The sequence below is a fragment of the Arthrobacter sp. T2-23 genome (assembly GCF_055398325.1).
Genome location: NZ_AP027917.1, coordinates 35,830 through 62,776 on the forward strand (window position 1 = coordinate 35,830; position 26,947 = coordinate 62,776).

The window sequence follows — 26,947 nt, forward strand, 5'->3', positions numbered from 1 at the left end:
GAGATACAGGGGTTTCGCGTCTCGGTGTGGCATGGTGGGCGGCGACGGATACGCTCAGGGGGTACGCCGGATGACTCATGACCGTGAGGAAAGCGTCCGAGGCGTCCGCGTCGTCCGCCCGGGATCGCCGCGCCGGCCGTGGCCGTGATCATCAAAGGTTCCGGATAGCGCGCCCCGCCAAGCCGCAGGCCGGATCGCGCATTGGCCTGGGCACGACAAAGACCATCGGCGGCACCCCTCGTAGGGGCCCGCCGATGGTCTTGGCGTTGTTCGGCCGTGCTTATGGGCCGGGTTAGCTGGCCGGGATGGTTTCCCGGGTCTGCTGCCATGCGGCCCATCCGGCGTAGCTGCCGTCGAGTTCGACGACGTCGTAGCCGGCGCGGCGCAGGGCGCTGGCCGCGACGGAGTTCCGGACGCCGCTCTGGCAGTAGGACACGATGGTGCCTTCGGCCGGGAGTTCGTCCAGGTGCCACATCACGCGGCCGCCGCTGAGCTGGTACGAGCCCGGGATGTGCCCGGCGGCGTGTTCGGTGCGGTTCCGGACGTCCAGGACCATGGCGGCGTCGAAGCCCTCGAGTTCCTCGGGCTGGATCAGCTTCGGGGTGCTGGCGGGAAGGCCCTCGATGCTCGTGAGGTAGCCGGCGACGTTGTCGATGCCGACGCGGACCAGGTGGTCCCACATTTCCTGCGCGTCAGCCTGGCTGGGGGCCAGGAGGACGAGCGGGTTCTTGTCGGTTTCGGGGTTCACGACCCAGGCGCCGAAGCTGGCGGTGGACTTGCCGGCCGGGATGTTCAGCGACCCGGCGACGGTGCCTTCGTGGACCTGGCCGTTGGGCCGGGTGTCCACGAAGGTCAGGGTGTCCTCGGCCAGGCCGGCGGCGACGTCGACGGTGGCGAGTTCGGCCAGCGGGGTGCGCTTGCCCATGACGGCCGGGCCTTCGCGGTTTTCACGCTTCATCCGGGCGAAGTAGGCGTGCGCGTCGGGCTGGCCGTCGAGGAGTTCGTCGATGAAGCCCTGCTCGTCGTTGGCCGCGAGGTACGGGCCCCACCAGGCGTAGAGCCGTTCGTAGCCGACGGTGGAGGACGGGATCGCGCCCAGGGCCTTGCCGCAGGCGCTGCCGGCGCCGTGGCCCGGGTGGACCTGGACGTGGTCCGGCAGGGTCAGGAACTTGTCCCGCAGGCTGGCGAAGAGCTGCTTCGCGCCGAGGAAGCGGGTGTCGACGCCGCCGGCGGCCTCGTCGAGCAGGTCCGGGCGGCCCAGGTCGCCGGAGAACACGAAGTCGCCCGAGAGCAGGTAGCCGGGCTGGTCGGCGAACGCGCCGTCGGTGATCAGGAAGGACAGGTGCTCCGGGGTGTGGCCGGGGGTGTGCAGGGCTTTGACCGTGATGTTGCCCAGCGTGATGACGTCGCTGTCGTTCAGGCGCTCGGCGTCGAAACCGTACTGCCAGTCCGTTCCGCCCTCGCCGGAGACGTAGGCGGTCGCGCCGGTAGCGGCGGCCAGTTCACGGGTCCCGGAGAGGAAATCGGCGTGGATGTGGGTCTCGGTGACGGCCACGATCTTCATGCCATTGGCGGCGGCGAGGTTCTCGTAGACGGCGATGTCGCGCCGGGGATCAACGACCAGCGCTTCACCCTTGGCCTGGCAGCCGATGAAATAGCTGGCCTGGGCGAGGTCTTCGTCATAGATGCGCTCGATAAGCATTCAGGGTGCTCCTTCTTGAGGTAGACGGGGAAGGGATTCCTTCCTCTTCTGACTTCAACAATAATACCCCCGGGGGTATCACGCAAGCCGCTTGCGGCTGGCGTCGGCGGGAACGCGGGGCCTAGCCGCCCACCTTGGCCATCACCTTGTTGATGGTGGCCGCGAGACCGTCCGCGGCCTGCTGGACGGCGCTGTCGGAAAGTGTCTTGGTTTCGCTTTCGACGCACAGGTTTCCTTTGCGGGCGCCGACCAAAACGTGCCGGATGCCGGTCCCGTCGGGCAGCATGTACACCACGGCGTATCCCGTTTGCCCGCTGGTATCGACGGTGAGGTGCTTGAGGGGCGACCACGTCCGGGGGGCGCCTCCCGGCACCCTTTCCTGAACCGAGGTGCAACTGCCGAGGTCTGCAGCCCGGCGGTCAAAGGCAGATGCGTCCGGAGGCAGTGCGGGCAGGCTGATGAGCCGCAGGCTGATCTGGTCCGGTGCCTGGCCCGTGCCGGGGATCTCGGCCACCAGGGTCGCGGCTCCGCCGAGTGAGGCGAGGTATGCTGCGTCGTCATACGTGCAGCTCTGTGCTGAAGGGCCGGGTGGGGCTGCCGGCGAGGTGGGAGCGTAGCGGCCCTCCAGCACCTGGGCCGGGCTTCCGCTGGGTCCGGTAATGCCTTGCAGCAGCCGCGCCAGTTGCTCGGGAGTCTGATGTTGGGGTGCCGGCCGGGATGCTGTGGGGCCTGGTGTCCGTGACGCCGACGGCGGGCTGGGCGTCGGGCTCGATGGCGCGCCGGCCGTCGGGCTGGCCGGCGGCGGGGAAGCCGCGGGGGAGTCCGCGGCATACTCCGCGACCAGTTTTCGGGCCAATTGGACCAGGGGCGTCAGGGCGGACGTGAGTTCGTCGGCGGAGGCGCTGGGCGGTGCCTGCCGGCTCAGCCCGAACGACACCGTTCCCTTGAGGACCTGCAGGGAAACGGTGGGTGCGGCCGGGGGAGTCCCCGGGGCTGACTGGGGGCTTGAAACCGTGGCGTAGGCCCGTTCCCCCAGTTCCGGCACGCTCTGCAGCCGGACCGTGGTCGGCGGCGCGTCGGGCGAGAGTTGTCGGAAGGCCGCGCAGGCTACGGCTTGTTCTTCGGCGTAAGCGAAATCCGCGGCGACCACGGCGTCCCGTGGCGCGCTCCTGGCCAGGACGAAGGCCACGGTCTCGCGTGACCAGGCACCGGTGAGGGTTAGGACGCCTGCCGCGAAATTCATGCCGAGGTCGGCGCGGCTTGTCGGCGCGCTCCGCGGCCGGAAGACTCCGCATACGCCGGGCTCGACGGCGGCCCGGTCCGCGGGTTCCGGCCGCCCCTGCAGGCGCGACCTCAGGTCCGCGGTCTTCGAGACCCTCCCGGTGCCCTGTTGGGCGCCGTTGATCGCCCGGTCCACGAGGGCCATCAGCTCCTCGTCCGACAGGACTTTCTCAGTCGCCGACGCCGACGCGCCGGTCGAAGCGCCGGACGCGGCAGGGGCGCTGCTGGCAGGAGGGGACGGCGATCCCGGCGTGCAGCCGGCCAGCGCCAGCACGGCAGCGGCGCACGCCAGTGACCAGCGTTGCCTCGGCGAGGAACTTCTGGGGTTTTGGTTTGCTGCAGCACCTGGGCGCACGACTGGACTCCCTGCCGTCGAAAGATGTGCTGCGCCCAGCCTCCGCCCCGTGCTTCCGCGGCACCAGAGGATTTGGACCCCTGCCCGCTAGGAGCGCTGCCGGGCCGCTCGAGTCCTACTGGTAGACGCGGACCCAGTCGACCTGCATCTGCGACGGGCTGGTGGCAGTGCCGTCGGGGAACCAGTCCAGCTGCATCGTCTGGTGCATTCCGACCGTGGGCTGGTGCGCCGGGTTCTTATCGGTGAACGTCTGCACGCCGTCGATGTAGCCGGTGATGCCGGCCGGAGTCCACTCCACCGCGTAGTTGTGCCACTGCGTCGTGTCGATTGGCGTGGCCGCCGTCGCCTGGAAGTCCCCGCCGCTGCAGGCGTAGTGCAGGAAGAACTTCATGGCGGCCGTGTTGGAGGTGCCTTCGGCGTAATCCACCTCGGCACAGTTGGGCGAGGTGTTGTTGTTCGGCCACAACAGCAGCACCGGGTGGTATTCGGGGTCGCGGGCGTTGGTCCTCATGCGGGTTTCCCAGCGGCCGTACTTCTGCTGGCCGAATTTTGCCGACATCCCGCCGGTGGTTCCTGCCGCATCGCCGGTGACTGTGGCGACACCATTGGCCACCGACCACGCCTGAGGGCTGCGGACGCCCTTGCCTGCATGGCCGGCGCCGTTGAAGACGCCCCATTTTGTGGCGTCCGGAGCGCCCGTGTAGGAGAACTCGTCGCCGGCCAGTACTGGACCCCAGCCCAAGGCGGCGGCGGCCTGGGCTCCGTCGCCGGCGGGAGCCGCCGGAGCCGGGGGTACCGCGGGCGCCGCCGGCGCCGCGGGTGCTGCCGCCGGAGCTGTGGGCGGAGTGCTGGGGGCGGGAGGTGCGGCTGCGGGCGGTGTCGCCGGCGCTGACGCGGTGGTGGTCGCGGCGGGAGCGGGCGCGGAAGACGTGGCCGGCGTCGACGCCGGGGCGGCGGCCCGGGAGGACGACGTCGGGCTGGCAGCCGTGCTCGGCCCGGTGGGACCGGCTGTGGACGCGGCACTGCATCCGGTTAGCGATAAGGCACCGAGGGTAACGGTGATGGCAATTTTCTTGAACAAGTGACCCCTCCGGGATATTGAATTGGCGCAAGCGATCGGCGCGATCGACCCGATGGCGAAAGTCTTGCAACGTCTTTCATCCCCGCCTGGCGGACAGGGCGAGCAGGCGCCAACCGGCGCGGCGGTGCCCCGCAAAAGCGGGCATCCGGGGCCCTGCATTCGGGCCTGGCCCTTGGGCCAGCCGCCAACGTTACTCGATCGTAACCTTTGTTCGCAAAACGCCGTCCGTCACCGCGGCGCGGCCGGGCCGGAAATAAAGTGCCGCAAACTGCATCCGGGGCAGGGGCGCGGGCGGTAGTAAGGGTGTAAGCGAAAACGCCCGCATTCGGGCCTCAATGAGGAGCTCCACATGCACACGAAATCTCTCTCAGCAGCTGTCGGCGCACTGACCCTGCTGGCCGGACTTGCCCTTGCGGCCCCTGCGCAGGCAAGCGGAAATCACCATGACCACGACACAGCAAAGCTCTCGGTGCTCCACGGCGTCCCGGGACTTATCGTGGACGTCTGGGTGGATGGAAAACTGACGCTGGACAACTTCACGCCGGGAAGCCTGGCTGGTCCGCTGGACATCCGCGCTGGAGACCACAAGATCGCCATCACGGGCGCGGATGCCACGAGTGCCGACAACCCGGTGATCGGACCCGTTGAAGTTGACTTGAAAGAAGGCCGGGACTACACAGGCGTTGCGCATTTGACGGAGGACGGAAAGCCCACGGCCACCCTCTTCAAGAATGACACCTCGGCCAGCCCCGATGGCAAGGGCAAACTCACGGTCCGGCACGTAGCCGCAGCACCCGCCGTCGACGTCCTTGCCGGTGGCAAAGCCGTGATCAGGGGCCTCGAGAACCCGCACGAGAAGAAGCTCACGCTTAAGGCGGGCACCATCTCAGCCGCCGTTGCAGCGGAGGGAAGCACGGACCCATTGATTGGCCCGGCGGACGTGAAGGTCAGCGAGGGCAAGAACACAATCGTTTACGCCTGGGGCAGCCTGGCCGACCACAACCTTGGCCTTGCCGTACAAGTGGTGAAGTCGTCAAAGCACGACGACTAAGGGTTCCGGCATGGTGCTGACTGGGCGCCAATCGGGTGGCGGGACCGCGGTGACCGCGGCCCCGCCAGCCGTCTGTCCGGCGTCGCAGCCATTGCAGAGCGGGCGGCGCGGGGGAATAATGGCGTTCCACAGGGCTCACTGCCGCTCTAAGGAGCACCCTTTGGAGGCTGCCGATCGTGAATGGGATGTTGACATTGACCATGCCTTCGCCGCGGGTGAGGAACGGGCGCTTGCGGACGCCTACCGCATGCTTGGGCCCCTGGTCCATACGCTGGCGCTGAGGGCGCTGCGCGAGCACGGTGCCGCCGACGACGTCACCCAGGAGGTCTTCATCCGTGCCTGGAAATCGCGAACCAGTTATCGCCCGGACTCCGCACGGCTGCCCGCCTGGCTGATAGGGATCACCCGGAACGCCATTGCCGATGCTTTGTCCGCCCGCTCCCGACGGCGGGACGTTGAGCGCGCCGCCCTGCACCTGGTCGCTGACCCCGCTGCCGGCGCCGACCGGCCGCACGCCGAGGCGCTCGCGGACCGGCTGACCCTTGACGACGAACTTGACCGCCTGGGGAACCCGCAGGCGGCGATCATGCGGCTGGCGTTCTACGAGGATCTGACGCACGACCAGATCTCCTCCAGGCTCGACCTTCCGCTCGGCACGGTCAAGAGCCATATCCGCCGCAGCCTCGCCCGGCTGCGGTCCCGGCTGGAGGTGGAACATGGATCATCTTGACGACGAACTCCTTGCACTGCTGGCGCTGGGCGAACGGCCCGCCGACGCGGAGGAAACGCTCCACCTGGAGAGCTGCAGCGGGTGCTGCACAACGCTCGAGGGCCTGCTCCATACCGTGTATGTCGCCACCGTCACTCCGGAGCAGGTGCAACTGGAACCGCCCGGCAGCCACACCTGGGCCGCGATCCACACAGCGCTTGGGCTCTCACCCGCACTGGCCGAGGACCCACTCGGAGGTCCTGCGGCCGAGGGCGCCGGACCCGCGGACCCGGCCGCCCCTGGCGGCGACATCCTGGCGGACCCCGGGTCCCGGCCGACCGTCGGGCGGGAACGAGGCGGCCGCCAAGGTGGCGGTAGCTTCCCGCATCGGGGACCGTGGCTCCTCGGCGCCGCCGCGGGGGTCCTGCTGGGGGCCGCCGGAGCGTGGACGGCGCTGACGATTTTCGGCCCCACCCAGCCGCCGGTGGCAGCACCGACCTCGCCGAAGCCCACGGCGGTCCTTCTGGCCGAAGCGGCACTGGCTCCGCTGGCAGGACACTCGGCCAGCGGCAGCGCACTTGTGGAGAAGTTCCCTGACGGAACGCGGCAGCTGGTTATCAGCCTTCCGGAGGAGAAACTGACGGGCTTCCGCGAGGTCTGGGTGGGATCCGCCGACCTGTCCAAAATGGTCAGCCTTGGGGTCCTGGGCCAGGGGACCCGGTCCTTCGTCCTGCCGGGGGGACTGAACCTGGCCGACTATCCGGTGTTGGATATCTCCAATGAGCCCTACGACGGGAATCCGGCCCATTCCGCCGAGAGCATCGCGCGGGGAAAGTTCACCGCGCAAGGCTGAACCCGGGTGCACGGTCCCGGCCGACGCCTGCGGAAGAATGGAGCCATGAGCGAGGCCGGTGACTTCATTGACGCGGCGCTGCAGCGGGAGAGTTCCTGGCAGCGGGCCGAGGAGGCGCAGTCCCGCTTCGGTCCGGACCTCGGGTCCTACGGTGCGTCAGTCGGTGCCGTCCGGGGCACGGTCAGGGACGCGCTCCGACGTTACCGGCGCCTCGGCCGCGACGGGATCACGGCGCTGAGCTCGGAATTGTGGGCGGTGCCCGTCTTCGAGCGCCGCCTCGCCGCCGTCGTCCTGCTGCAGTCCCGCCTCGCGGAATTGGACAACTCGGACCTGACCCGGATCGAGGGCTTCCTGCGCACCGCGCGCCTTCGCGAGCTGGCAGATCCGCTGGCCGTCGACGTCGTCGGGCCTCTCATCGCCGGCCTTGACGGCCTCAGCCGGAGCCGGGCGGAGGCCGTCATGGAACGGTGGCTGCAGGACCCGGACCCTTGGCTGCGCCGCGCAGCCCTGCTGGCGCCACTGCGCGGACTCCGGGCCGGCAGCGGCGACTGGGAGGGCTTTGTGCGGCAAGCCAAGGGAACACGGGCCCACGGTCCCGGCACTGCGGCGGATCCCAGCGGCGGGAACCATGACGGCGATGGCGACCTGGTCCGGGAAGCGGTGCACCGGGTGCTCGCGGATGTGGGCAAGGATCGCCCGGGGCTGCGGTTCTAGCCAAGCGGGCCCCGGCGGCAACCCTCGTACTGGCCGCGTGCGCGTGCGCGGGCGGACAGGGGACGGGCCCGGCCACCGTCGGCGTCCCATCAACGGGCAGCAGCACTGCGGCCGCAGGCTCAACGGAAGTGTCCCCGGCCGGCAGGTACGGGCCGGCGTGTCATTTACCGGCAGAGCGTCAACGGCACCGCTGCGGACACGCTCAACTTCGACGCCGCGGCCCGGGAGGGCGCGGACGTGGTCAACCAGGTCCTCGGCAGGCTTCCCTAAGGCTCCGTCCGGCGCTCCACCACGGCGTACGCCTTGCCATCGAGGAACTGCCAGTCGGTCACCACCATAAAACCGAGGGCATCCACCCGGTCGTTCAGCACGTGGACGTCGAATCCGCCGTCGCGAGGTTCGGCGTCCCACGTCGCCACGTGGATTTCCCCGCCCTCGAGAACCAGTAGCTCCGTGTTAACGTCGAAGTCTTCCTGCGGCTGATCGCTTAGCTGGCAGATGGCGACACAGTGCCTGTTCATAGCGGGGCCCTCCGTTTGAGGTAATGCTGGCTGACCTCATCCTATGCGTTGCGGCTGCCGGCACCCTAGGCAAAATTCCCTGCCTGGACACCCCGTCGTTACCTGAATGTGACATTACCGCCGGGTACCGTTACCGTGGATGGGTGCCTGTTTGTTTCCGATACGGGCGCTTCCGAGCCGATTGCCTAACTCTGCCGCGGCCCGGGATCCGAATGCAACCTTCTGGCAGAGACGGGGAAACCACTTTCGACTTGCCGTTCCGGCAGGTCTTGGGGTGAAGCCGCACAGCCCGCTCTGGCGGGTCCGCGGCCGGGTGCCTCCCATCCGAATCCGACAGCTCACCTCGCAGGCATTGGGAGAGGCTACAAACATGACTTCAAGCACTACTGCTGCGCGCCATCGTTCCGACGCCCCTGCCGGACGGACCTCGGCATTTTCGATTAAGCCAGGCACTGTGGGCCGCCAGGCCGCAGTTATTATGGCCGCCTCCGGCCTCGTCCTGACGAGCGGCATGGCTGCCAACGCGGCGGCCGCGTCCGCAGAACGCGACTCCGCCCCCGCATCCTCCGTCGACGTCGCGAGCAAGGTCTCGGCACCGGTTGCTGCTGATTCCGCCGTGAAGATCAGCTTCGACCGTCCGGCGGTGGCAACCACGCCGGCGCCGGTGATCGAGCAGCCCAAGCCCGTCGCTGCGCCGGCCGCGCCCGCCGTCGCTCAAGCGCCGGCCGCGCCGAAGATCACCGTCCAGGCAGCCGTTGCCCCGGCCCCGGCGGCCGGCGGAATCAACGCTGCGATGCTCTCTGCCGCCTACAGCCAGATCGGCATCACCCAGGACTGCACTGCCATGGTCGAGAAGGCCCTTGGTGCTGCCGGGATCCCGGTCGGTGACCTGGGTCCCCAGCAGTTCATGAACTACGGCAAGGTTGTGGCCGACCCGCAGCCCGGCGACATGATCGTCCAGTCCGGCCATGTCGCCATCTACGCCGGCAACGGCCAGGCGATCAGCGGCGGCATGAACGGATCCAACCAGACGATCTCGCACCCGCTGTCCTGGCTCACGGCCACCGGCGGCGTGACCTTCGTCCGCGCCGGGGCGTAGTCACCGCGCAAGCACTGCTCCCGAAGGCCGGTGGCCGGTTGTCCCCACGACAGCCGGCCACTGGCCTTCGCGTGTCCGGTGCGGCTCAGCGGGTGTAGCGCAGCCGGACCACACCGTTGCCGAAAGTCCTCGTTTCGGCGAGCGTGAGCGCGGTCCGGCTGTCCGAGGGCTTAAAGAGCGGTGTGCCGCGGCCCAGCAGCACCGGATGGATGTAGATCCAGTACTCGTCGATGAGTCCGAGCCGGCGGAAGCTGTCTGCCAGTTGGGCGCCGCCCAGGGCCAGGTCGCCGCCGGGCTGCGCCTTTAGTTCCAGCACCTCCTCGACGACGACCTCGCGCGCCACCGTGGTGTTCCAGTCGGCGCGCTCCAGGGTTTTGGAGTAGACGATCTTGGGCATCTCCCGCCAGATCCCCGCGAACTCGGCCTCCGCTGGCGTGCTGGAGGGGTCCCGGTCCGCCGTCGGCCAGTAGCCGGCCATCAGCTCATAGGTGATGCGGCCGTCGAGGAAGGCACCCATGGTGCGGAGCTCGTCGTTGAAGTGGCCGTGGAGTTCGTCGTCCACCAGGTGCCAGTCGATTTCCCGGTTGGGGCCTTCCATATACCCGTCCAGAGAGACCTGCAGGGCAAGGATGATCTTCCGCATGGGCCGAGCCTACGCGCGGAATGCCCGGTGGTGGAACGGTTCGGCGGGAAGGGGGAGTGCCCGCAGGCCAAATCGGCAACATGCAGCCGGTTTGGTGTGCCGGCGCGACTGCGGTGAACGAAGTCGGCGGTTTCGGCAGTATCTTGCCGAAACGTACCTATTCCGGCAGGATAGAGGGAGCGTTCCGCCCAACCGGCAATATGATGCCGGATACAGACGGCGGACCCGTCTGGAGGGGGAGTGCAGTGGGCGATGTGGCAGCGATTGCGGAGGGGATCCGCCGGAACCGCAAGGAGGCCGGGCTGACGCAGGAGGACCTGGCACACCTGGCCGGCACGTCCGAGCGCACCGTTCGCGCCATCGAGACCGGGACCGGCAATCCCTCGCTGCAGGCCGTAGTGGCCGTGGCGAATGTGCTGGGCCTGAAGCTCGCGGTGGCCTGATGCCCGCCGAACTGCAGGATCTTCGCTTCGTCCGGTCCGCCGACGTCTACAAGAACGGCCTGCTCGCCGGGCAACTGGCCCGGACCGGCCAAGGCGGGGTGCGTTTTTCCTACCGCGCCGACTACCTCGCTGCCGGGCACCCGTCTGTCGCGGTGTCGCTGCCGCTGTCCGAGGCAGCGGTGGAAGCCGCTGGCGGCGCGCTGCCCGCCTTCTTTGCCGGTCTGCTTCCTGAGGGCCACCGGCTCACGGTGCTGAAGAACGCCACCAAGACCAGTTTCGACGACGAGTTGACCCTGCTGCTCGCCGTCGGGTCCGACGTGCCCGGCGACATTCAGGTGGTGCCCGCAGGCGAACCTCCGGCCGAGCCGGCGGCGCTGGCCGACACCTCACGGCCTGGGGAACTGGATTTCTCCTTCCTCGCCAACACCGTCGACCTGCACGGCATCCCCGGCGTGCAGCGCAAGACGAGCGCCTCCATGCTGACGACGCCGCTGGCCCTGCGCGGGCACCGCTACCTGCTGAAGTTGGATCCGCCGGAACATCCCCATCTGGTGGAAAACGAGGCAGCCCATCTGGCCGGCGCGAAGGCGCTGAAGATCCCCGTGGCGAAAAGCTCCGTCATCGCGGACCGGAATGGCCTGCCCGGGCTTCTCGTCGAACGGTTCGACCGCGTCAGGACGGCCGACGGCGTATGGCACCGGCTGCCGCTGGAGGACGGCACGCAGGTCCTGGGCCTTCCCCCGGCCTCCAAGTACGGCGTGAGCTCCGAGCAGGTGGCTGCCGCCCTGTCCGGGATCTGCAAGGCGCCTCTGGTTGCCAGCCGCAATTTGTACCTACAGTTCCTGTTCGCGTGGCTGACCGGGAACGGCGACCTCCACGCGAAGAACCTGGCGGTCTTGGGCGGTCCCGGCGGCTTCGTCATGGCCCCCGTGTACGACGTTTCGTGCACCTTGTTATACGGGGACGAGACCCTGGCGCTGCCCGTAGCGGGCAAAACCAAGAATCTGAAGGCCAGGCACTGGGCGGAGTTCGCGGACACGCTGGGGCTGCCGCAGCGTGCCGCGGCGGGGGCCAACCGCACCGCGCTCTCGGCCGCTGGGGCCATCCGCCTGGAGGAACTGCCCTTTGGCGGCTCCCCGCTGCGCGGCGCGCAGCGCGAGTTGCGGTTCAGGCGTCAGGAGCTTGGTTCCTGAGCCAAGGATTTCTCAAGGTGCGGCCCTTGCTGCGGCGTCCTCCAGAGGGCAGAATTCAGGGACTTTGAAGGCCCTCGGTTTTTCAAATGCCTGTGACTGGAGGAATTGCATGCCTGTATCCACGCCCGTTGGCACCGGGCCGCGAGTCGACTCGACCGGCCGGGGATGATGGCTTGTGGGTGTGGCGCGGCAGGGCGGCTTAGGCCGGCACAGGATCCGGCATCCATGGCGGGGGCGTCCCGCGCGGCCCAGCGTTGAGACCCTGTCCGGAATCGGCGCCATCCTCTCGCTGGTGCTGGCCACCACCGTCTACACCGTGGGACAGGCGGCCGTCCCGTCCACCGCGGCATTCGCCGGCCCGCCGCCGGGGGGCACGGCGGCTGCGATGGCTCCGGCTCCGGCTCCGGCTTCGACGTCGCCGGCGGCGCCGACGACGGTCGCCGTGCAGCCGCCCGCATCGGCAGCCGGCACGGCGCCGCCAACTTCGACGCTCGAACCGGCCCTGCCGGCAGACGCTTCCGCACCGCCGTCGTCCGCGGCCGCCGCGCGGCCTGTACCGGCGGACAGCCCCGGGTACCAGGGTGGGCAGCTGAGGGCGGCCGCCGCCGTTCCGGGGGCGCCGTCTATCGGGCCCGAACTCGACGCAGAGTTGAACAGCATCATCGGGGCCAATGGAGACTGCGATCTGGGGGTGGCGTTGATCGATGTGATGGCCGGCGATGTGCATGAGTACGGCGTGCGGAGCAAGTTCACCGCGGCCAGCACCGGCAAAGTGCTGGCCGCAGCCGCGTATTACCGGCTCACCGAAGCGGGCGAGATGTCGCTGACCGAGCCGCTGGGCGCGAGCACCGCGGAGGAGCAGATCCGCCAGATGATTCAGCAAAGCGACAACGATTCGTGGGCCCTGATCCTCGAAGCTATCGGAGCCCAGCGCCTGACGGACTACGCGGCATCGATCGGCATCGACTATGACCGCAGCTATAACACGCTAACGCCGGCTGAGATGGCCCGGACGCTGGCATTGCTCTATTCCGGGCAACTGCTCAGCCCGCGGAACACAGCCCAGTTGCTCTCCTACATGCAGGACACGAACATGGAAACGCTGATCCCGGCGGCGCTGCCGCCCGACGTCGTCGTCTTCCACAAGTACGGCCTGCTGTACGGCAACCTGCACGACGCCAGCATCCTTGTCCGGGACGGCCGCGCCTACGCGTTCGTGGTGTACACGCTGGGCGAGGAAACCCCAGACATGACGACTCCCACCCGGCTCATCCATCAGCTGACTCGGGCAGTTGCGGCCGCGCTTTTTCCGGGCTGAACCGCTATTCCGCGCCCTTGGCGAACGAGGCCGCGCTTAGGAATTCCACCCCGACAAACGGGTCCCCGCCTTCCACCCAGGCGTCGTGGCCCGGCGGAATGGTGTAGGAATCGCCGGCGCCGATGTCGATCCGGCCGCCGTCGGTCGTTTCGACGGTCAGTTTGCCGGAGACACAAAAACCGACGTGGCTGTTCTGGCAGGAATCCGTGTGCACCACGGGCTTGATGCATTCGGACCAGCGCCACCCCGGCTCGAAACTGAACCGGCCGATGGTGTAGTCGCCAACGGACACGATATCGATCTCGCTCTTGTCCGGCCGGCGCTTCTCATCGGGGGAATTGTGGGACTTCACTTGCAGCTGGGTAACAACGTTTGCGGACATTGCACTCCCTCTTTTCGATCAAGGAAATGAACTGCTTACGGGGCCAAGAATCCTCGCTTGTCCGGCCGTTGTCGATAAGAATTTCCTAGAAAGTGGACGAACTTCCGGAGCCGGAGAAGCTGCCGCCGCTGCCGCCGTATCCCGTGGTGGTGCCGCCGCGGGCCGTGCTGACGCTTGAGACGCCGGTGCTGAGGCCGGCGTTGAACGTGGGGACCGAGAAGAAGTAGTAGGACGGGTAGACAGTGCCCAGGATGCTGGGCTCGTAGCGGGGCCGCTGCTTCTTGCCGGTCCCGGCCTGGGCCTGCTCCATTTCCTTGCGCATCAGCCTGGCCTCGCGGTCGTTGCGGGCGTAGCCGGCGATCACCGTCTCCGCATGGCTCCGCAGCAGCTCCGAGAGTTCGGTCCGGGCGTCGCGCAGCCGGTCCAGCGCGGTCTCCGGGCTGATGCTGCCGTCGGACAGCTCTGCCGTCCAACGTTCGATATCACGCTGGCTGCGGTCCCGGAATGAACGAAGCGCGGCGGCTGTCGCCGAACCGCCCTCGCCATGGCTCTTCGCCAGCAGGCCTTCGATGCCGGCCAGGTCGTTGCGGAAGGGGGCGAGCTGCCGGTCCCAGGCCGTCGCCCAGCTGGACCCGCGGTTCAGCAGGGCATTCGTGTCGGAAATGACGTCGTCCAAGGCATCGAGTTCGGCCGCTGCATCCGCATACTGCCGGGCCAGCGACAGGCTCGCCCGGCGGCTTAGCTGGCGCCGCGTCAGCGCGTGAACCTGGTTGGAAAGCCCGGTGGCGGCGGCGTACCGGCTCAGGAAGGTGCGGTGTTTTTCCAGCACCGTGCTGCCGTAGCGCGAGGACTCCGGGATGGTCCCGGCGTTGAGCTCGGTGACCTGCAGGTCCATGCTCACGTTGGCGTAGTTCGCGTCCCCGCGGGCTATCTCCCGGCGGCTGCCCACCCTTGTCCGCCAGCGCACCAGCAGCCACGTGCCTGCGCCGGCCACCACAGCCCCGGCGGTGCTCCAGGCCGTGACGAGGAAGGCGGTGGAGCGGTACCAGGGTTGGTTGATCAGCTCTGCGCCGCGGCGGATGCCGGCAACGGTTCCCTCCGTCCACTGCGCATCGCGCAACAGGTCCTTGGAGGCGTTCTGGATGTCATCGCGCTGCTCGAGGGACACCTTCCGGTCCTCGCCCATGTAGGTTCCGACGTGCCGGCCCACCGGATCCAGCGCGAAGATGAAGAGACCGTCGGCCCACTTCTGCCCGTCCGGGCTGATCCAGTCCGGGTGCTCAGCACGGGCGAAGCGCAGCACCTCCTCGTTGAGGTTGTCCGCGGCGCTGCCGTTGTAGGTGTACACGGCCACCTTGGTGGGTTGGTAGAAATCGATCTTTCGCAGGGCCGGCAGCAGATTGTTGCTGTCGAGGACCCCCGCCCGGTCCGCCACCACGACGTCGGCGGGCGGCACCGCGAGCGCGGCCGGCGCGGCGCCCAGCATGATGCCCGTCAGTCCGACGAGCAGCAGCAGGTAGCCCGAGAGTTTCGGGCCGAAGATTTTCCGCATGGTTCCCCGTATGAGCGTAGTGTTTGCTGCCAGCGTCGCCGACCCGCGCCATCACTGAAAGGGCCTAAAGACACCATGACGGTGCTGTGACGGCCATCCATACTGACGGCATGAGCCAACCGCCGCCTGACCCCGGACCGCCGGCAGCGGCATACGACGACGTAGCGAAGGTTCCGGACCCGGAGCCGGCTCCCGGAGACCGCCGGCCCGACAAGGTCCTGTTGGGCATTGTGGCGGCGATCGCGGTCCTGGTGGTGGTGGCGCTGGCCGTGGTGTTTCTTCGCGGAGAACCGCAGCCGCTGGACGAATCGTCCCCGGCGGGAGTCGTGCAGCGCTACAGCAAGGCCGTCATCGACGCCGATTCCGCTGCAGCGGACGCCTACCTCACGGACAACGCCCGGTCCCGGTGCGCCACCTACTATGGCAACGCCCAGGCAAGCCGGGTTGTCCTGATCACCGCCACCGAGCGGGGCGAAACCGCGACGGTGAAGGTCTCGATTGTGCACTCTGCCCCGGATGGTCCCTTCGGCCCCTCGGAGTACGCCGAGGAAGGCGTCATTGGGCTGGTCAAAGTGGCGGGCGCATGGAGGATCAACGAACTGCCCTACAGCCTCCAGACCTGCGCGGGCGGGGTGCTGAAAAAATGAGCGACACTCGGGATCACGGCGCCCCCGTGACAGGGTGGGCCCAGGCGAAGGTGCGCCGCCTGGTGGTCTTCGTGTTGCTGTTCGCCCTCGTGGTAATCGCAGCCAACGGGCTCAGCGGGCTGCTGGAGCGGCTGTTGCGCTCCGGGCAGGTGCTGGCCGGACAGGGCGTTGAGGGGCTGGCGTTATCGCTGGCGTTCACCCTGATCGGCGGTCCGCTGGCCGCCCTGCTCTGGTGGCTCGTCTGGCGCCGGCTGCCCGAGGACGGGGAGCGGTCCGCGCCGTCGTGGGGCCTCTACGTGGCGGCCCTTTACACGATTTCCCTGGTGCTGTTTGTGACGTCACTGCTGGCGATGGCTGCCTCCTTCCTCGGCGCGGACAATCCGGACTGGCGCTCGCCGCTGTCCGTCGGGCTGGTCTGGGCCCTGGTCTGGTGGTGGCACCGCTGGATGTGGCGGCATCCTGCCCGGGGCGCGCTCGTGCTCGCGACCGTGCCCGCCGTGATCGGTACCTACTTCGGGCTGGGCCTGGGCGTCGAAGCGGCGGTGACGGCCCTCGGCCGCCTGTTGGACGTCGCAATCCGCGGGTCCATGGACCTCACCTCGACCGCCGACCCGTGGTGGCAATCCACCCTCCAGGACCTGATCTGGGCGGCCGGGGGAGCGCTGGTCTGGTGGTGGCACTGGGTCCGGGGCGGCGCGCGCCGGCTGCGGGGCGGGTTCGCCGACGTGGGGGTGATCGTCGTCGGCGTGCTGGCGGCCGGGCTACTGGCGCTGGGCGGCGCCGGCACCGTGCTCTTTGTGTTGCTACGCCTGGTATTTGACCGGCAAGGTTCCCTGCTGGAGCTGCTCGCCCCCCTGGGGCCGGCGATCGCCGCGGCCGCCGTCGGCTCCCTGGTCTGGCGGTATTACCGCGCCGCGGCCGCCGGCCGGGCGGAACGGACCCGGCAGGCGGGGGTGCTGGTGACTTCGGGCGTGGCCCTGGCGGCGGCAGCCACCGGCGTCGGCGTGATCCTGAACGCGGCACTGTCCATCGCGGTGTCACCGCTGGCCGGCGGCAATGCCCGGACCCTGCTGCTGGGCGGGATCAGTTCCCTCGCCGTGGGCGGCTGCGTCTGGTGGCTGGCATGGAAACCGGCGCGGTGGCACCGGCAGGCCGACGCGGTGACGATGGGGCGGCGTGTCTACCTCGTCGCCGTGTTCGGACTCAGCGCCGCGGTTGCCCTGGTGGCCCTGCTCGTCATCGGGTACCGGCTCTTCGAATTCTTCCTGGCCGAGGTCACGGGTGGCAGCCTGGTGGACCGGATCCGTGCGCCGCTTGGGCTGCTGGTCGCGGCAGCCCTGGCCTCCGGCTACCACTTTGCTGTCTGGCGGCAGGACAGGTCCCGGCAGGCGGCGGCGGGGGCCGGCCGGAAGCGCACGATCGGGCACGTGATCCTGGTGGCTGGCACCGACCCGGAGCCACTTCGCCGCGCCGTCGAAGAGCTGACCGGGGCCGGGGTCACCCTCTGGAGCCGGGCCGACGTCGGCGTGCCGGCGCTGGCGGCTACTTCTGCAGGGGGCGAGCCGGTGCCTGCCGCGGGTGGGGGCGCGCCACACGGGCCGTCCGCCGACCGCCTGGCCGAGGCCCTGGCCGGGGTCAGCGCCAAAAGGGTGCTCGTGATCACCGGACCCGACGACGGCGTGGACGTCATTCCGCTGCGCGGCTGAGCCGGCCGCGTGCCGGCCCTGGCGGGTCCTCCGGCGGGTCGCTGGTCGGACCGCGGGTACCGCAGTAGCCTGTGCATTATCGGCCGTCCGGCCGGATCATCGACGTTGATGTCAGGGGTGCGAAGTGGCTGGAAAATTCGAGGTCTACAAGGATAAGTCCGGTGGGTTCAGGTTCCGTCTCAAGGCCGCCAACGGCGAGGTGGTTGCCTCCTCGCAGAGCTATAAGTCGAAGGCAAGCGCCCTCGGGGGCGTGGAGTCCGTCAAGAAAAACGCCGGGGCCGACGTCGTCGACCTCACCGAAGAGCCCGCGGGCAGCATCACCGGGGTGACCGGCTAGCGGCAGCAGCGACCGGCCCGGATCACGGCAGACCGAACTCCCTGCGGTAGCTGCGCACAGCGTTATGCACCGTGGGGAAGAAGTGGTCCGGGCCGAACCGGCTGCTCACGCCGAAGCGGATCAGCCGGTCCTTGATCGGACCCTTCATCTCAGCGAACACCAGGCTGATGCCCTTCTGCGCGAGTTCGTCGTCCAGTTCAACCACATCGTCCAGGGCGGTGGTGTCGAGGTCCGTGATGGCCTCCGACGCGACCACCACCCAGCGCACGGGGGCGGGGGCCCGCGCCACGAGCGTCCGGATGTGTTCGGCAAACACCGCGCCGTTCGCGAAAAACAACGGAGCATCAAAGCGTGCGATCACCAGGCCCGGCACACGCTGGCCTTCCGGGTGCCGGTTGAGGTCGTGGTAGCCCGGTATGTCCTCGACGCTGGCCAGCTCCGTCCGGTAGGGATCCCAGGCGCGCAGGACGAACGCGATCAGGGACAGGGCAATCGCGACCACAACGCCTTCGAGCACGCCCACGAAGGCAACGCCGAGGAACGTTGCGAGCAAGAGCGCGGCTTCGGTCCGGCTCATTTTGACCAGCCGCGCGAGCGTCTTCAGGTCGATGACCGAGGCGGCAGCAACGATCACGACGCCAGCCAGGGTGCTGGAGGGAAGGAACGCGGTGACCCCGGGCGCCGCGGTCATAAACAGCACCACGAGAGCAGCCGCAATCACGCCGCTGAGCGGACTCCGGGCCCCCGCCTCGAGCGCGATCGGGGTTCGGGAGGCGCTTCCGGAGACCGGAAATCCGCCAAACAGCCCGCAGGCGGCGTTCACGAGGCCGAGGGCGCCCATTTCCTGGTTCCCGTTGACGTGGTCGCCGCGGCGGCGGGCGAGGCTTTTGGAGAGCACCGAAGTGTCGGCGAAGGCGATCAAGGCGATGCCGGCCGCCGGACCGAGGAGCGCAAGCACCTCCGCCGGGCGGACGCTTCCCAGGTCCGTGGGGGTCGGGCCCGTCGGAAGTTCACCCACCACCGGCACGGCGGACCCGAGGCCGGCCGCCGCTGCGACGGCCATGGATGCCAGCACAGCGAGCAGCACACCGGGAAGCCGCCAGGGCAGCGCCCGGCAGCCCAGGATGACCGCGATGGTGCCGACCCCGAACAGCAATGCCAGCGGTTGGGCCGCGCCCTGCGCCAATTGCCTGGCCGTAGCGGCGACGCTCTCCGCAAGGGAGCCACCGGCGGCCGGGATGCCGAAGAGCTTGGGCAGCTGGCTGGCGATCACCACAAGGGCGATTCCGTTGAGGTAACCCACGCGGATCGGCTTGGAGAGCAGGCCGGTGACAAACCCGAGCTTGAGCAACCTGCCAATGATCAGCATCAGGCCGATCAGGAGGGACAGCACCCCCGCCAGGGCCACGGCATGCGCGGACTTCGCGGCCGCCAGGGGCAGGACCGCGGCGGCGATCATCGGAACCAAGGAGGAGTCCGGCCCCACGATCAGCACCCGCGAGGGACCGAAGACGGCATAGGCCAGCAGCGGAATCACCGAGGCGTAGAGGCCCGTGACGGCGGGCAGTCCGGCAGCTTCCGCGTAGGCCATGCCTGCCGGGATCAGGGCAGCGCTCAGGGCGGCTCCCGCGGCAAGGTCGGACTTCAGCCAGGCCCGCCGGTAATCTAGGACGATCTTGAGGCCGGGCGGGGCACTGCGGAGCCAACGGCGGCGCACGGCGGCGCGGCTCAGTTCCGGGCGGGGGGCGGGCTGGCGAGATTCATGCTCGATTCTACGTCCGCCCGCCCCCGCCGACCCGGGAGTGCCCGAATGTTGCGCTTAGACGCAGCTGGGCTGGTACGCCGGGTCCGCCGGTTCACCGGCGGGCCGGCCCAGCGCGTTGGAAACAAGACGCTGGACCACGGGGTCATTGGGCGTCTGGTCGTGTTCAATCACATCTGCGGGGCACTTGTCCTGGATGGTGATGTTGGTGACCTTCCGGGCCGGGCCGGCCAGGAACTGGCTCGGGTAAGGCGTCACCACCTCGTCATGGGTTGTCGAGATGACGGTGTACGCCGGGCCGGCCACCGTATCCCCGATGGAATTGAGCTTGGTCAGGAACGGTGAGCCCGCCTGCTGGTCTACGCAGGCCTGGCAATTGGAGCCGCCCAGAGAGGTGGCCGGCGGCACGGAACCCGGCGTGGGAGTGATCAGCCCCTGGGTGCCGTGGTTGGACGGGGCGATGCCGACCAGCTGGTTGACCTTCCTCGCGCCGTTCAGGAATCCCATGTAGTAGCGCGGCATCATGCCGCCCTGGCTGTGACCCACCAGGTCGACCTTCTTTGCACCCGTCGAGGCCAGCACGGCATCGACGAACGGGGCCAGCTGCGCGGCGGAGTCGGCGATCGGGCCGGTGGCGTCGACGCCGTTGGTTGCCCCGTAGTTCAGGGCATAGACGCAGTAACCCTCGCTCTTGAGGGCCGGCGCCATCGTGGCCCAGTTCTTCGCCATGTTCTCGAAGGTTCCGGGGACGAGAATCACCGGAATGGGGTGCAGGGCCGTGGGCTTGCACGACCAGTCGTTTGCACCGGGAGGAGAGACATCCACGGTGTCGGCGCCGGCCGCGGGGGAGACAGCCATGGACCCGCACAGCAGGGCCATTGCGCCCAGTGCTGCGGCCTTGGCCCTGGTGCGGTTGGTACGGACAGATTTGCTTGAGTGGGACACTGAAATACCTCTTCGCTTGGACCCCTCATCGGCGAGGGGTTGGGGGAAGTGGAGGTGAGTTAGGGATCCGTCCCCACTGTGATCCGGCTCACGCCCACCGTTCCAGCGTAGGAATGGGCCCCGCGCGTGCAGACAGTTCTGCACGTTTGTGCAGAGGTTTCTTCCGCCGGAAGGCTACTCGCGGGTAATACGGCGTCGGTTGCTGCACGAATGTTCATTTTTGGCCCCGTGGGGCGGTACCGGCCCCAGCGCCGGTGGGTGTCCGGGCATCAGGCCGGGCATCAGGCCTTGAGAGGCGTGGCGAAGGACCGGGCGGCACGTGCTCCGCCAAGCGAGCTTGCAGCGATGGTGACGAGCGCACCCAGGAGCAACGCGGCGTCCTCTCCGGGTTGCAGCACATGGAGCTGCGTCCCGATGCTGGCGGCCGCGACAGGGATCCCCAGCTGGGCTGCGGAGAGCACACCCAGCGGCAGCGGCAGCCCGGACGCCCTGAGGCCGGCGTGCAGCAGTACGGTACCGAAACCCAGCGAAAGACCCAGCGCCGCCATCTCCGGATGGCCTGCCAGGTCGCGCAGGTTCAGGGAGGCGCCCAGCCAGACAAAAAAGATCGGGCCGAGAAATCCGTCGCTGACGGCGAAGAGCTGCCGTGCCAGGCGTCGTGGTTCGCCGACGGCCGCCACCACCAGGCCGAAGGAGAAGCCGGCCAGCATCACCGAGACGCCGCCGAAGTTTGCCACTCCGGCGAGGGCAAACAGCAGCGCCAGCTGGATGCGGAGTTCGAGGGCAAACTTGCGGTCCTCAGACAGACGATGCATGCGCTGGCGGGTGCCGCTGCGCTCCAGCGAGCGCAGCGCGAAGAAGAGCGAGGCGGCGCAGATACCCACCGCGAGCGCCCCGAGGGCGGTGCGGACTGCATTGGGCGGGTCTACCGCCAGCGGCAGGGCGAGGATGCAGGCGATGTCAGCGATCGCCACCTGGGCCGTCATGGCCACCACCTGCGGTCCGCCGAGGCGGAGCGAGTCGACAATCGGCAGGACCAGCGCGGCCGAGGAAGAGGCCAGCAGCACCACGTAGAGCGGTGCGTGCCCGGTGCCGAAGGCCAGGCCGAGGGCGGTCCCGAGGAGAGCGGCCGCGGCGGCCGCCAGGACGGCGCGGCGTGCCCCCTGGCCCAGGGCCGAGCGGATCGCGGGATCCCTCACCGGCACGTGCGTTCCGGCCACGAACATCATTAGCGCGAAGCCGATGTTGGCCAGCAGGCTGAAGGTCGGGTCCGCCGGGTCCACCAGCGCCAGTCCCGTGCGTCCTATCAGGACACCGGCCAGCAATTCGCCGAGGACCACCGGTAAGCTCCAGCGGACCGGCAGCGCGAGCAGGGGGCCGGCCAGCGCGACGACGGCGATCAGCGCCAGGGACAGAAAGGTCACCGCGCGCCGGCGGCGCCGCGCGCCATCGTTCCATAGTCTCTCGCCATGGAATGAGACTAGTCCCACCCGGGCCCGATCCCCCTTCTGGCGTGCCCTGAGTTTTGTTGACGCGCGGGGGATGCGCCGGGTTGCTCCTGCGCGCTTTCAGCTTATTCCCAGAGTTCGCGGATACAGTCCCCGTCGGCAGGACCGTCCGGCCGTTGATGTGAGGAGGATGCGTGGGACCGGTAAAGAGTCTGTGGGCGATGGTTCAGGGGGATCCCGTCTTCATGCGGCGGGTCAACGGCTGGCTGGCGATCCTGTGGATCGTCATGATCCCGATTTCGTTGACGATGGGCTGGCTGGATTCGGTCGTGTACGTGTCGGCCCTCTCGCTCTGGGCCCTCGTCTCCGGCCACTGGTCCGCCTGGCAGGCGGCCCGCGTTGAAGTGGCCCAGATGGAGGACGCGAAGAAGCGGGAGAAGGAAGACATTGTGGCGGAAGTGGTGGCCGCGCTGCTGGCCAGGACCAATGTGGAGCCGGCAGGCGCCGCGGTCAACGAGCCGGCAGGCTCCCGGGCTGCGTCCGCAAACTGAGCCCGCCGCGGCCTCAGTGGCCGGTGGCGGGAAGGACGATCCGTATGACCGTGCCTTCCGGGCCGGTCCGGGCCACCTCAACGGTGCCGCCGGCCGCCATCGCGATTTCGCGGACCAGGGACAGGCCGATGCCGTAGCTGCGCTGCCCGCGTGTCCCGTCGGGGCCGGCCGTCCTGACGAAACGATCAAAAATCCTGTCCTGGTCGACGCCGGTAATGCCGGCACCCGTGTCCGCCACCGTGATCACCGCATGGTGCTGCTCGGCGGCGGTTGAAATGGTGACGAGCCCGCCGGGCGGGGTGTGGGCCAGGGCGTTGTCCGCCAGTGCGAGAATCGCGCGCCGGAGGGCATTCCGGTCGATCCTGGCAAGAGGGCGGCCGGCGGCGGAGAATGCCAGGCGGACGTCGTTGGCCGCCGCCAGCTGCTCGAGGCTTTGGGCGACGGCGCCGGCGACGTCGGCCAGATCGACAGGTTCGGCCGCGGGGTCCGGGGCCTCCGTAGTGGCGGCCAGCAGCAGTTCGTTGACGATGCCGGTGAGCGTGGCGGCGTCCTCGCGGATCCGGGCCAGCTCCCGTCCCTGCTTGGAATCGGGCTCGGCACTACGCTGCGCGAGCTGGATCCGGGTGTCCAGGATGGCCAATGGAGTGCGGAGTTCATGGCTGGCATCCTGGACGAACCGGCGCTGCAGGGCCAGCGCCTCGCCCAGTGGCCGGATGGCACTGCGGGCGCTGAGCCATCCCACGATGCCGGCCAGCGCGATGCCGGCCAGCCCGGCGATGATCATCGCCTCCAGCAGGTCCCGGGAATCAAGGTACGCGTAGGTCGTCCCGGCCGCCGTCGGCGCCGGCAACTCCGGATGGGCCAGCTTGTTCATGAGGTAGAAGGCGGCGACGGCCAGCAGGCACAACACCATGACCGCGCAGGCCGCGCTGATGCGGACGGCCACCTTGAGCGAGGCCCTGCGCAGGGTGGACTGGTCCGGCGATCCTCCCGGGGGGGTTTCCTTAGTCATGGGCTTCCCTAGTCATTGGCCTCGCCGAGCTGGTAGCCGACGCCGTGGACGGTGCGGATGACAGTCCGGGTGATCTTCCGGCGCAGGTGGTGGACGTAGGTGTCGATCACGCCGGGCTGGTCCGTGGGGTCGAAGAAGCCTGCGAGCAGTTCATCTCGGGTGAAGACCCTTCCGGGTTCGGCGGCGAGCGCCGCGAGCACCTCGGCCTCCTTGGCCGTGAGGGTTACCGTGCCGCCGTAGACGGAGCGGACCAGCCGCGACGCCGGATCGAGTTCCCAGTCGCCGATGCTGATGGTGCCCGTGGCCCGGGTGTAGATCCGGGTCAGGGCGCGCAGCCGAGCGGCCAGTTCGCCGGCGTCGAACGGCTTGGTCACGTAATCGTTGGCACCCGCGTCCAGCCCCCGGACCTTCTCGTCCGGGTCGCCCAGCGCCGTCAGAATCAGGATCGGCGTGGCGATCCCCTTGGACCGCAGGGCGGCGATCACGGCAATCCCGTCCATCACGGGCAGGCCGCGGTCAATGACCAGCACGTCCCACGGCTCAGTCAGGCCCAGGTGCAGGCCGTCCTGGCCGTTGGCGACCAGGCGGACCCGGTAGTCCGGCTCCAACAGTTCGGCGATCAGCGGGCCCAGTACGGGGTCGTCCTCGACGAGCAGCAGGGCCGGCCGGTCAGCAAGTGTCATGACACTTATTCTTTCGCGGCCGGTTCCCGGTGGTGTCCGACGTCGCCCGTGTCGCGGGTGGTTCCGTGCTCGGCCTGCGGCGGGGCTCCGGCGTCGCGGCGGTGGCTGCGGCGGCGCTTGAGCAGCTGGATCAGCCACGGCACAACGGAGACGAGGACCATCACCACGGCGATGACGTCGATGTTCTTGGCGATGATCTCGTAGTGTCCCAGCCAGGTGCCCAGCAAGGTCACGGAGGTGGCCCAGGCGAGCGCCCCGACGATGTTCCAGAGGGTAAAGGCCTTGTACTCGTAGCGGCCGATGCCTGCGGTCAGCGGCGCGAAGGTCCTGACCATGGGTACGAATCGGGCCAGCACGACGGCGGCGCCGCCGTGACGGCGGAAGAACTCTTCCGTTGTGGCCAGGTGGGCTGTCTTCAGCACCCTGGCGTCATCCTTGAACCACCGCCGGCCAAAGGTACGCCCCAGCAGGTAGCCGACCTGGTCACCTGCGATGGCGGCCGCGGTGACGACGCCGATCAGCACGGGCAGCGTCAGCTGCAGCTGCTGATGCAGGAGTCCGGCGGTGAAGAGCAGGGAGTCGCCGGGCAGGAAGGGGAAGAGCACGCCCGACTCGACGAACACCATCGCGGCGATGACGCCCAGCGCGGCCGGGCCGAGCCCGGCGAGCAGGCTGGCAGGGTCGAGCAGGGAGGGAGATCCACCCGCGGCCGCCAGGGCCGGGGCCAATCCCGAAATGTCGATACTGTGCACCATTGGGTCCTTACGCTCGGTTTGCTCGGAGGAACACGGCGGACGGCAGACGCTCCACCAGCCGGGGGCCGAAGCGGTTCCAGAGTCCGGAAAGCAGGACGACGGCTGCGCTGGCGGCCAGGAACGAGGCTGCCACGTCGGTGGGGTAGTGCACCCCGATGTAGAGCCGCGACCAGGCCACGACCAGGGCCACAGCTGCGCCTGCGGCGGCGATTACCTTGGACCAGCGGGTCCCGCGGGCCAGGAAGTAGAGCGCGAACGCGAGCGCGACGGCGAAGGAGACGTGGCCGCTCGGGAAGCTGTTGGAACCCGTCTCCGGGGACAGCGGGTCCACCAGCATGGCCGGGTTGGGCCGCTGGCGGGCAATGATGAGCTTGAAGACTTCACTGGCCACCCAGCCCGAACACGCCACCAGGCCGAAAGCGACGGCTTTGACCAGATCGCGGCCGACCAGCCAGAGGAAAAGCGCGACGACGCCGATCAGGACGAGTCCAACCACGGGCCCGAACAGCACGTTGATGCCCATCGCGACGGCGGTCAGCGCGGCGGAGTGGTGCTGGCTGAGGTCCTGGTCCACGCCCAGTTCCGCCCGGGTGTCCCCGGGCACCAGCTGCACGGCCACGCCCAGTGCGATCACGGCGGCGCAGAGCAGGGTGCCCACCAGCAACCAGTGCCGGGCCTGCGGAAGGGCCCGGAACCGCGGCGCCGCAGCGGGGCGGGCGTCGGGAACGGGGTGCTGGGCGGATCGGTCGAGAGGGGTGGGTCCAGCCATGGATTCCTCCGGTTCGGGGCAGCGGCGCGTGGTTACGCGTCCTGTCCAAGTCTTCGCCCCCCGGCTTAAGAAACGCTTAAGAACTTCCCGCCGGCATCAGTCCGAACCTCTCGTACAGCAACGGCAGCCCGGTCTTGAGCCCGTAATCCACCGAGTCACCCCGGTGGCCGATGCCTTCGCCGACGAACCGGCGGGTTGTCATGCCGGCGGCCTTAGCGAAGCCCTCGGCGGCGGCGGCCTGCGGCCCGTACACCGGATCCAAGGCGCCGCTGGTGAAGATGGCGAGCGAGTCGCTGTACTGGTGTGCCTTGAGGATGGTGGCTGGCTTTTCGGCGGTGAACGCCGCCTGGCTGCCCCCGAAAATGGTCTTTACGGTGTTCTCGGGAGAGCCGTCAATTGGCTCGAGCTCGCCGGAGATGTCCAGCAGGGACCCGAAGAGCTCCGGCCTCTTGGCCCCGAAGGAGAGGGCGCACTCGCCGCCGTTGGAGTAGCCCGCGACCGCCCACTGGACGCGGGCGGCCGCGACATTGAGCTTGGTGCGGATGAAGTTGACGACGTCGGTGGTGACGTAGGTGTACACCTTGCCCTTGTCCGAGTCCACGCAGACGGGATTCTGGTACGGATTGCCCAGCTGGTCGATGGTGAGGAAGAGCGGGGCCAGCCCATGGTTGCGTTGGGCGAGTGCGTTGAGTTCCTGGACCGCGGATTTGTTTTGCTCAGGTCCTCCCGGCTGGCCCATCATCATGATGACGATCGGCAGGGGCGGCGGATCGGCGACCAGGGCCGCGGGCGGCAGGTACAGATACGCGTCCCGGGCGCGGAACCCCGAGGCGGTTGCCGGGATCGATACGGCCCCGCTTCGCCCCGTTGCCGGCATCCCGGCCGGGGGCGTCCAGCTCTGCCACAGCGGAACACCGCTGTCCTGGCGGGCCTTCGGGTTCAGCGCAGGCAGGGCCAGGTGCTTGGCTTGGTTCAGCCCGAGCATGGCACCCAGGGTGGGGTTCAGCCCGTAGCCGGCGTTGATGCCCAGGGCCGCCGTCGAGACGAAAACCAGCACGGCGATCACGGCGGCCGCCTTCCGCCACCAGCGGGAACGCCACAGGTTGACCACGGCAAGCCCGACCCCGGCGAAGGCGGAGATGACCCAGGCGCGGGTATCGGGCTCCAGCGGCAGTCCGAACACATTGATCACGAATTCGCAGACAACGAGCGTGATGGCGCCGGCCAGGGCGCCGCCCGCCAGCCCCACCAACGCCACCAGCAACCAGCGCGGCGGGAGTGGTCTCCGGACCGCGAGGTAGAGGCAGGCGAGTACCGACAGGCTGTAGAAGGCGTAGAGCAGCGCTTTATCGACGACGTTCAGGCCGAGCAGCTGCTGCATGTGGGTCCCCTCCATCAAGCGCGTCCGTCTCAGGCAGTTATAGCACTCCAGCCG

At 68.8% G+C, this 26,947-nt stretch carries 28 protein-coding genes and 1 riboswitch; of the genes, 13 read left to right on the plus strand and 15 right to left on the minus strand.

Going from position 1 to position 26,947, the window contains the following annotated elements; genetic code table 11:
- Window positions 1-292: 292 nt before the first annotated feature.
- The 3 genes from ACZ5Z0_RS00210 to ACZ5Z0_RS00220 all read right to left on the minus strand — a co-directional run bounded on the left by ACZ5Z0_RS00210 (window position 293) and on the right by ACZ5Z0_RS00220 (window position 4,080).
- Window positions 293-1,702: an MBL fold metallo-hydrolase gene (locus tag ACZ5Z0_RS00210; RefSeq protein WP_464109369.1), complete on the minus strand. Its 1,410-nt coding sequence runs from the start codon at window positions 1,700-1,702 to the stop codon at window positions 293-295.
- A gap of 121 nt (window positions 1,703-1,823) precedes the next feature.
- The gene (locus ACZ5Z0_RS00215) at window positions 1,824-3,338 is read right to left on the minus strand and encodes a hypothetical protein (RefSeq protein ID WP_464109370.1); all 1,515 of its coding nucleotides are present in this window, start codon (window positions 3,336-3,338) and stop codon (window positions 1,824-1,826) included.
- A 115-nt stretch (window positions 3,339-3,453) separates the two neighbouring features.
- Entirely contained in the window at window positions 3,454-4,080 is a 627-nt protein-coding gene (locus ACZ5Z0_RS00220; RefSeq protein ID WP_464109371.1) for a glycoside hydrolase family 16 protein, read from the minus strand.
- Window positions 4,081-4,174: 94 nt separating this feature from the next.
- Here ACZ5Z0_RS00220 and ACZ5Z0_RS00225 point away from each other — a divergent pair, with 94 nt between their 5' ends.
- From ACZ5Z0_RS00225 to ACZ5Z0_RS00245, 5 genes are all read left to right on the plus strand, one after another.
- Window positions 4,175-4,423, plus strand: a complete 249-nt coding sequence (locus tag ACZ5Z0_RS00225; RefSeq protein ID WP_464109372.1) for a hypothetical protein — start codon at window positions 4,175-4,177, stop codon at window positions 4,421-4,423.
- Window positions 4,424-4,768: 345 nt separating this feature from the next.
- Entirely contained in the window at window positions 4,769-5,470 is a 702-nt protein-coding gene (locus tag ACZ5Z0_RS00230; RefSeq protein ID WP_464109373.1) for a DUF4397 domain-containing protein, read from the plus strand.
- Between the two features lie 118 nt (window positions 5,471-5,588).
- Window positions 5,589-6,200: an RNA polymerase sigma factor gene (locus tag ACZ5Z0_RS00235; RefSeq protein ID WP_464109374.1), complete on the plus strand. Its 612-nt coding sequence runs from the start codon at window positions 5,589-5,591 to the stop codon at window positions 6,198-6,200.
- The gene (locus ACZ5Z0_RS00240; protein WP_464109375.1) at window positions 6,187-7,032 is read left to right on the plus strand and encodes an anti-sigma factor; all 846 of its coding nucleotides are present in this window, start codon (window positions 6,187-6,189) and stop codon (window positions 7,030-7,032) included. Before ACZ5Z0_RS00235 ends, ACZ5Z0_RS00240 begins: the two co-directional genes overlap by 14 nt.
- 45 nt (window positions 7,033-7,077) lie before the next feature.
- Entirely contained in the window at window positions 7,078-7,746 is a 669-nt protein-coding gene (locus tag ACZ5Z0_RS00245) for a DNA alkylation repair protein (protein ID WP_464109376.1), read from the plus strand.
- 266 nt (window positions 7,747-8,012) lie between these two features.
- Here the strand turns inward: ACZ5Z0_RS00245 and ACZ5Z0_RS00250 are convergent, their stop codons facing one another.
- The gene (locus tag ACZ5Z0_RS00250; RefSeq protein WP_464109377.1) at window positions 8,013-8,267 is read right to left on the minus strand and encodes a hypothetical protein; all 255 of its coding nucleotides are present in this window, start codon (window positions 8,265-8,267) and stop codon (window positions 8,013-8,015) included.
- A gap of 203 nt (window positions 8,268-8,470) precedes the next feature.
- Window positions 8,471-8,633, plus strand: a riboswitch (cyclic di-AMP (ydaO/yuaA leader).
- 4 nt (window positions 8,634-8,637) lie between these two features.
- Here ACZ5Z0_RS00250 and ACZ5Z0_RS00255 point away from each other — a divergent pair.
- Window positions 8,638-9,366 carry an NlpC/P60 family protein gene (locus ACZ5Z0_RS00255; protein WP_464109378.1) on the plus strand — a complete coding sequence of 243 codons (729 nt, stop codon included), beginning with the start codon at window positions 8,638-8,640 and terminating at the stop codon, window positions 9,364-9,366.
- A gap of 85 nt (window positions 9,367-9,451) precedes the next feature.
- Here the strand turns inward: ACZ5Z0_RS00255 and ACZ5Z0_RS00260 are convergent, their stop codons facing one another.
- Window positions 9,452-10,009, minus strand: a complete 558-nt coding sequence (locus ACZ5Z0_RS00260; protein ID WP_464109379.1) for a dihydrofolate reductase family protein — start codon at window positions 10,007-10,009, stop codon at window positions 9,452-9,454.
- Window positions 10,010-10,254: 245 nt separating this feature from the next.
- Here ACZ5Z0_RS00260 and ACZ5Z0_RS00265 point away from each other — a divergent pair, with 245 nt between their 5' ends.
- The 3 genes from ACZ5Z0_RS00265 (at window position 10,255) to ACZ5Z0_RS00275 (ending at window position 12,963) form a co-directional block, all read left to right on the plus strand.
- Window positions 10,255-10,452: a helix-turn-helix transcriptional regulator gene (locus ACZ5Z0_RS00265; RefSeq protein WP_464109380.1), complete on the plus strand. Its 198-nt coding sequence runs from the start codon at window positions 10,255-10,257 to the stop codon at window positions 10,450-10,452.
- A complete protein-coding gene (locus ACZ5Z0_RS00270; RefSeq protein WP_464109381.1) occupies window positions 10,452-11,645 on the plus strand; it encodes a type II toxin-antitoxin system HipA family toxin in 1,194 nt (397 codons plus the stop codon). The genes ACZ5Z0_RS00265 and ACZ5Z0_RS00270 overlap by 1 nt, the downstream gene beginning before the upstream one ends.
- Window positions 11,646-11,826: 181 nt before the next feature.
- Window positions 11,827-12,963, plus strand: coding sequence for a serine hydrolase (locus ACZ5Z0_RS00275; RefSeq protein WP_464109382.1), 1,137 nt, complete (start codon window positions 11,827-11,829; stop codon window positions 12,961-12,963).
- Window positions 12,964-12,967: 4 nt separating this feature from the next.
- On the opposite strand, the gene ACZ5Z0_RS00280 is transcribed toward ACZ5Z0_RS00275, so the two are convergent.
- Both ACZ5Z0_RS00280 and ACZ5Z0_RS00285 read right to left on the minus strand, forming a co-directional pair.
- Entirely contained in the window at window positions 12,968-13,345 is a 378-nt protein-coding gene (locus ACZ5Z0_RS00280) for a cupin domain-containing protein (RefSeq protein ID WP_464109383.1), read from the minus strand.
- Window positions 13,346-13,430: 85 nt separating this feature from the next.
- A complete protein-coding gene (locus ACZ5Z0_RS00285) occupies window positions 13,431-14,897 on the minus strand; it encodes a DUF5129 domain-containing protein (RefSeq protein ID WP_464109384.1) in 1,467 nt (488 codons plus the stop codon).
- A 110-nt stretch (window positions 14,898-15,007) separates the two neighbouring features.
- Here ACZ5Z0_RS00285 and ACZ5Z0_RS00290 point away from each other — a divergent pair, with 110 nt between their 5' ends.
- The 3 genes from ACZ5Z0_RS00290 (at window position 15,008) to ACZ5Z0_RS00300 (ending at window position 17,587) form a co-directional block, all read left to right on the plus strand.
- A complete protein-coding gene (locus ACZ5Z0_RS00290; protein WP_464109385.1) occupies window positions 15,008-15,544 on the plus strand; it encodes a hypothetical protein in 537 nt (178 codons plus the stop codon).
- Window positions 15,541-17,250, plus strand: coding sequence for a DUF5671 domain-containing protein (locus ACZ5Z0_RS00295; protein WP_464109386.1), 1,710 nt, complete (start codon window positions 15,541-15,543; stop codon window positions 17,248-17,250). The genes ACZ5Z0_RS00290 and ACZ5Z0_RS00295 overlap by 4 nt, the downstream gene beginning before the upstream one ends.
- A gap of 124 nt (window positions 17,251-17,374) precedes the next feature.
- Window positions 17,375-17,587, plus strand: a complete 213-nt coding sequence (locus ACZ5Z0_RS00300) for a YegP family protein (protein WP_464109387.1) — start codon at window positions 17,375-17,377, stop codon at window positions 17,585-17,587.
- Window positions 17,588-17,609: 22 nt separating this feature from the next.
- Here ACZ5Z0_RS00300 and ACZ5Z0_RS00305 read toward each other — a convergent pair whose 3' ends face one another.
- From ACZ5Z0_RS00305 to ACZ5Z0_RS00315, 3 genes are all read right to left on the minus strand, one after another.
- Complete coding sequence (locus ACZ5Z0_RS00305) at window positions 17,610-19,304, minus strand: SulP family inorganic anion transporter (protein WP_464109388.1); 1,695 nt, start codon at window positions 19,302-19,304, stop codon at window positions 17,610-17,612.
- A gap of 102 nt (window positions 19,305-19,406) precedes the next feature.
- Window positions 19,407-20,228 carry an esterase/lipase family protein gene (locus tag ACZ5Z0_RS00310; RefSeq protein ID WP_464110663.1) on the minus strand — a complete coding sequence of 274 codons (822 nt, stop codon included), beginning with the start codon at window positions 20,226-20,228 and terminating at the stop codon, window positions 19,407-19,409.
- A gap of 347 nt (window positions 20,229-20,575) precedes the next feature.
- Entirely contained in the window at window positions 20,576-21,718 is a 1,143-nt protein-coding gene (locus ACZ5Z0_RS00315; RefSeq protein ID WP_464109389.1) for a cation:proton antiporter, read from the minus strand.
- A 245-nt stretch (window positions 21,719-21,963) separates the two neighbouring features.
- On the opposite strand from ACZ5Z0_RS00315, the gene ACZ5Z0_RS00320 reads away from it, so the two are divergent.
- Window positions 21,964-22,293, plus strand: coding sequence for a hypothetical protein (locus ACZ5Z0_RS00320; RefSeq protein ID WP_138769177.1), 330 nt, complete (start codon window positions 21,964-21,966; stop codon window positions 22,291-22,293).
- Window positions 22,294-22,306: 13 nt separating this feature from the next.
- Here the strand turns inward: ACZ5Z0_RS00320 and ACZ5Z0_RS00325 are convergent, their stop codons facing one another.
- The 5 genes from ACZ5Z0_RS00325 to ACZ5Z0_RS00345 form a co-directional block, all read right to left on the minus strand.
- Window positions 22,307-23,305: a sensor histidine kinase gene (locus ACZ5Z0_RS00325; protein WP_464109390.1), complete on the minus strand. Its 999-nt coding sequence runs from the start codon at window positions 23,303-23,305 to the stop codon at window positions 22,307-22,309.
- Window positions 23,306-23,313: 8 nt separating this feature from the next.
- The gene (locus ACZ5Z0_RS00330) at window positions 23,314-23,988 is read right to left on the minus strand and encodes a response regulator transcription factor (RefSeq protein ID WP_464109391.1); all 675 of its coding nucleotides are present in this window, start codon (window positions 23,986-23,988) and stop codon (window positions 23,314-23,316) included.
- A 5-nt stretch (window positions 23,989-23,993) separates the two neighbouring features.
- Window positions 23,994-24,743, minus strand: coding sequence for a DedA family protein (locus ACZ5Z0_RS00335; RefSeq protein WP_464109392.1), 750 nt, complete (start codon window positions 24,741-24,743; stop codon window positions 23,994-23,996).
- 7 nt (window positions 24,744-24,750) lie between these two features.
- Window positions 24,751-25,512 (minus strand): phosphatase PAP2 family protein, encoded by a 762-nt coding sequence (locus ACZ5Z0_RS00340; protein WP_464109393.1) that lies wholly within the window; start codon window positions 25,510-25,512, stop codon window positions 24,751-24,753.
- A 76-nt stretch (window positions 25,513-25,588) separates the two neighbouring features.
- On the minus strand, window positions 25,589-26,893 hold the full coding sequence (locus ACZ5Z0_RS00345) for an alpha/beta hydrolase (RefSeq protein WP_464109394.1): 1,305 nt from the start codon (window positions 26,891-26,893) through the stop codon (window positions 25,589-25,591).
- Window positions 26,894-26,947 lie beyond the last annotated feature (54 nt).

What these genes read in the sequence shown, in the direction of transcription:
- ACZ5Z0_RS00210 (WP_464109369.1), bottom strand. Translation starts at nt 1,702, where the DNA reads ATGCTTATCGAGCGCATCTATGACGAAGACCTCGCCCAGGCCAGCTAT.
- ACZ5Z0_RS00230 (WP_464109373.1), top strand. Translation starts at nt 4,769, where the DNA reads ATGCACACGAAATCTCTCTCAGCAGCTGTCGGCGCACTGACCCTGCTG.
- ACZ5Z0_RS00235 (WP_464109374.1), top strand. Translation starts at nt 5,589, where the DNA reads ATGGCGTTCCACAGGGCTCACTGCCGCTCTAAGGAGCACCCTTTGGAG.
- ACZ5Z0_RS00240 (WP_464109375.1), top strand. Translation starts at nt 6,187, where the DNA reads ATGGATCATCTTGACGACGAACTCCTTGCACTGCTGGCGCTGGGCGAA.
- ACZ5Z0_RS00245 (WP_464109376.1), top strand. Translation starts at nt 7,078, where the DNA reads ATGAGCGAGGCCGGTGACTTCATTGACGCGGCGCTGCAGCGGGAGAGT.
- ACZ5Z0_RS00250 (WP_464109377.1), bottom strand. Translation starts at nt 8,267, where the DNA reads ATGAACAGGCACTGTGTCGCCATCTGCCAGCTAAGCGATCAGCCGCAG.
- ACZ5Z0_RS00255 (WP_464109378.1), top strand. Translation starts at nt 8,638, where the DNA reads ATGACTTCAAGCACTACTGCTGCGCGCCATCGTTCCGACGCCCCTGCC.
- ACZ5Z0_RS00260 (WP_464109379.1), bottom strand. Translation starts at nt 10,009, where the DNA reads ATGCGGAAGATCATCCTTGCCCTGCAGGTCTCTCTGGACGGGTATATG.
- ACZ5Z0_RS00270 (WP_464109381.1), top strand. Translation starts at nt 10,452, where the DNA reads ATGCCCGCCGAACTGCAGGATCTTCGCTTCGTCCGGTCCGCCGACGTC.
- ACZ5Z0_RS00280 (WP_464109383.1), bottom strand. Translation starts at nt 13,345, where the DNA reads ATGTCCGCAAACGTTGTTACCCAGCTGCAAGTGAAGTCCCACAATTCC.
- ACZ5Z0_RS00285 (WP_464109384.1), bottom strand. Translation starts at nt 14,897, where the DNA reads ATGCGGAAAATCTTCGGCCCGAAACTCTCGGGCTACCTGCTGCTGCTC.
- ACZ5Z0_RS00290 (WP_464109385.1), top strand. Translation starts at nt 15,008, where the DNA reads ATGAGCCAACCGCCGCCTGACCCCGGACCGCCGGCAGCGGCATACGAC.
- ACZ5Z0_RS00295 (WP_464109386.1), top strand. Translation starts at nt 15,541, where the DNA reads ATGAGCGACACTCGGGATCACGGCGCCCCCGTGACAGGGTGGGCCCAG.
- ACZ5Z0_RS00310 (WP_464110663.1), bottom strand. Translation starts at nt 20,228, where the DNA reads ATGGCCCTGCTGTGCGGGTCCATGGCTGTCTCCCCCGCGGCCGGCGCC.
- ACZ5Z0_RS00320 (WP_138769177.1), top strand. Translation starts at nt 21,964, where the DNA reads ATGGTTCAGGGGGATCCCGTCTTCATGCGGCGGGTCAACGGCTGGCTG.
- ACZ5Z0_RS00325 (WP_464109390.1), bottom strand. Translation starts at nt 23,305, where the DNA reads ATGACTAAGGAAACCCCCCCGGGAGGATCGCCGGACCAGTCCACCCTG.
- ACZ5Z0_RS00330 (WP_464109391.1), bottom strand. Translation starts at nt 23,988, where the DNA reads ATGACACTTGCTGACCGGCCGGCCCTGCTGCTCGTCGAGGACGACCCC.
- ACZ5Z0_RS00335 (WP_464109392.1), bottom strand. Translation starts at nt 24,743, where the DNA reads ATGGTGCACAGTATCGACATTTCGGGATTGGCCCCGGCCCTGGCGGCC.
- ACZ5Z0_RS00340 (WP_464109393.1), bottom strand. Translation starts at nt 25,512, where the DNA reads ATGGCTGGACCCACCCCTCTCGACCGATCCGCCCAGCACCCCGTTCCC.
- ACZ5Z0_RS00345 (WP_464109394.1), bottom strand. Translation starts at nt 26,893, where the DNA reads ATGCAGCAGCTGCTCGGCCTGAACGTCGTCGATAAAGCGCTGCTCTAC.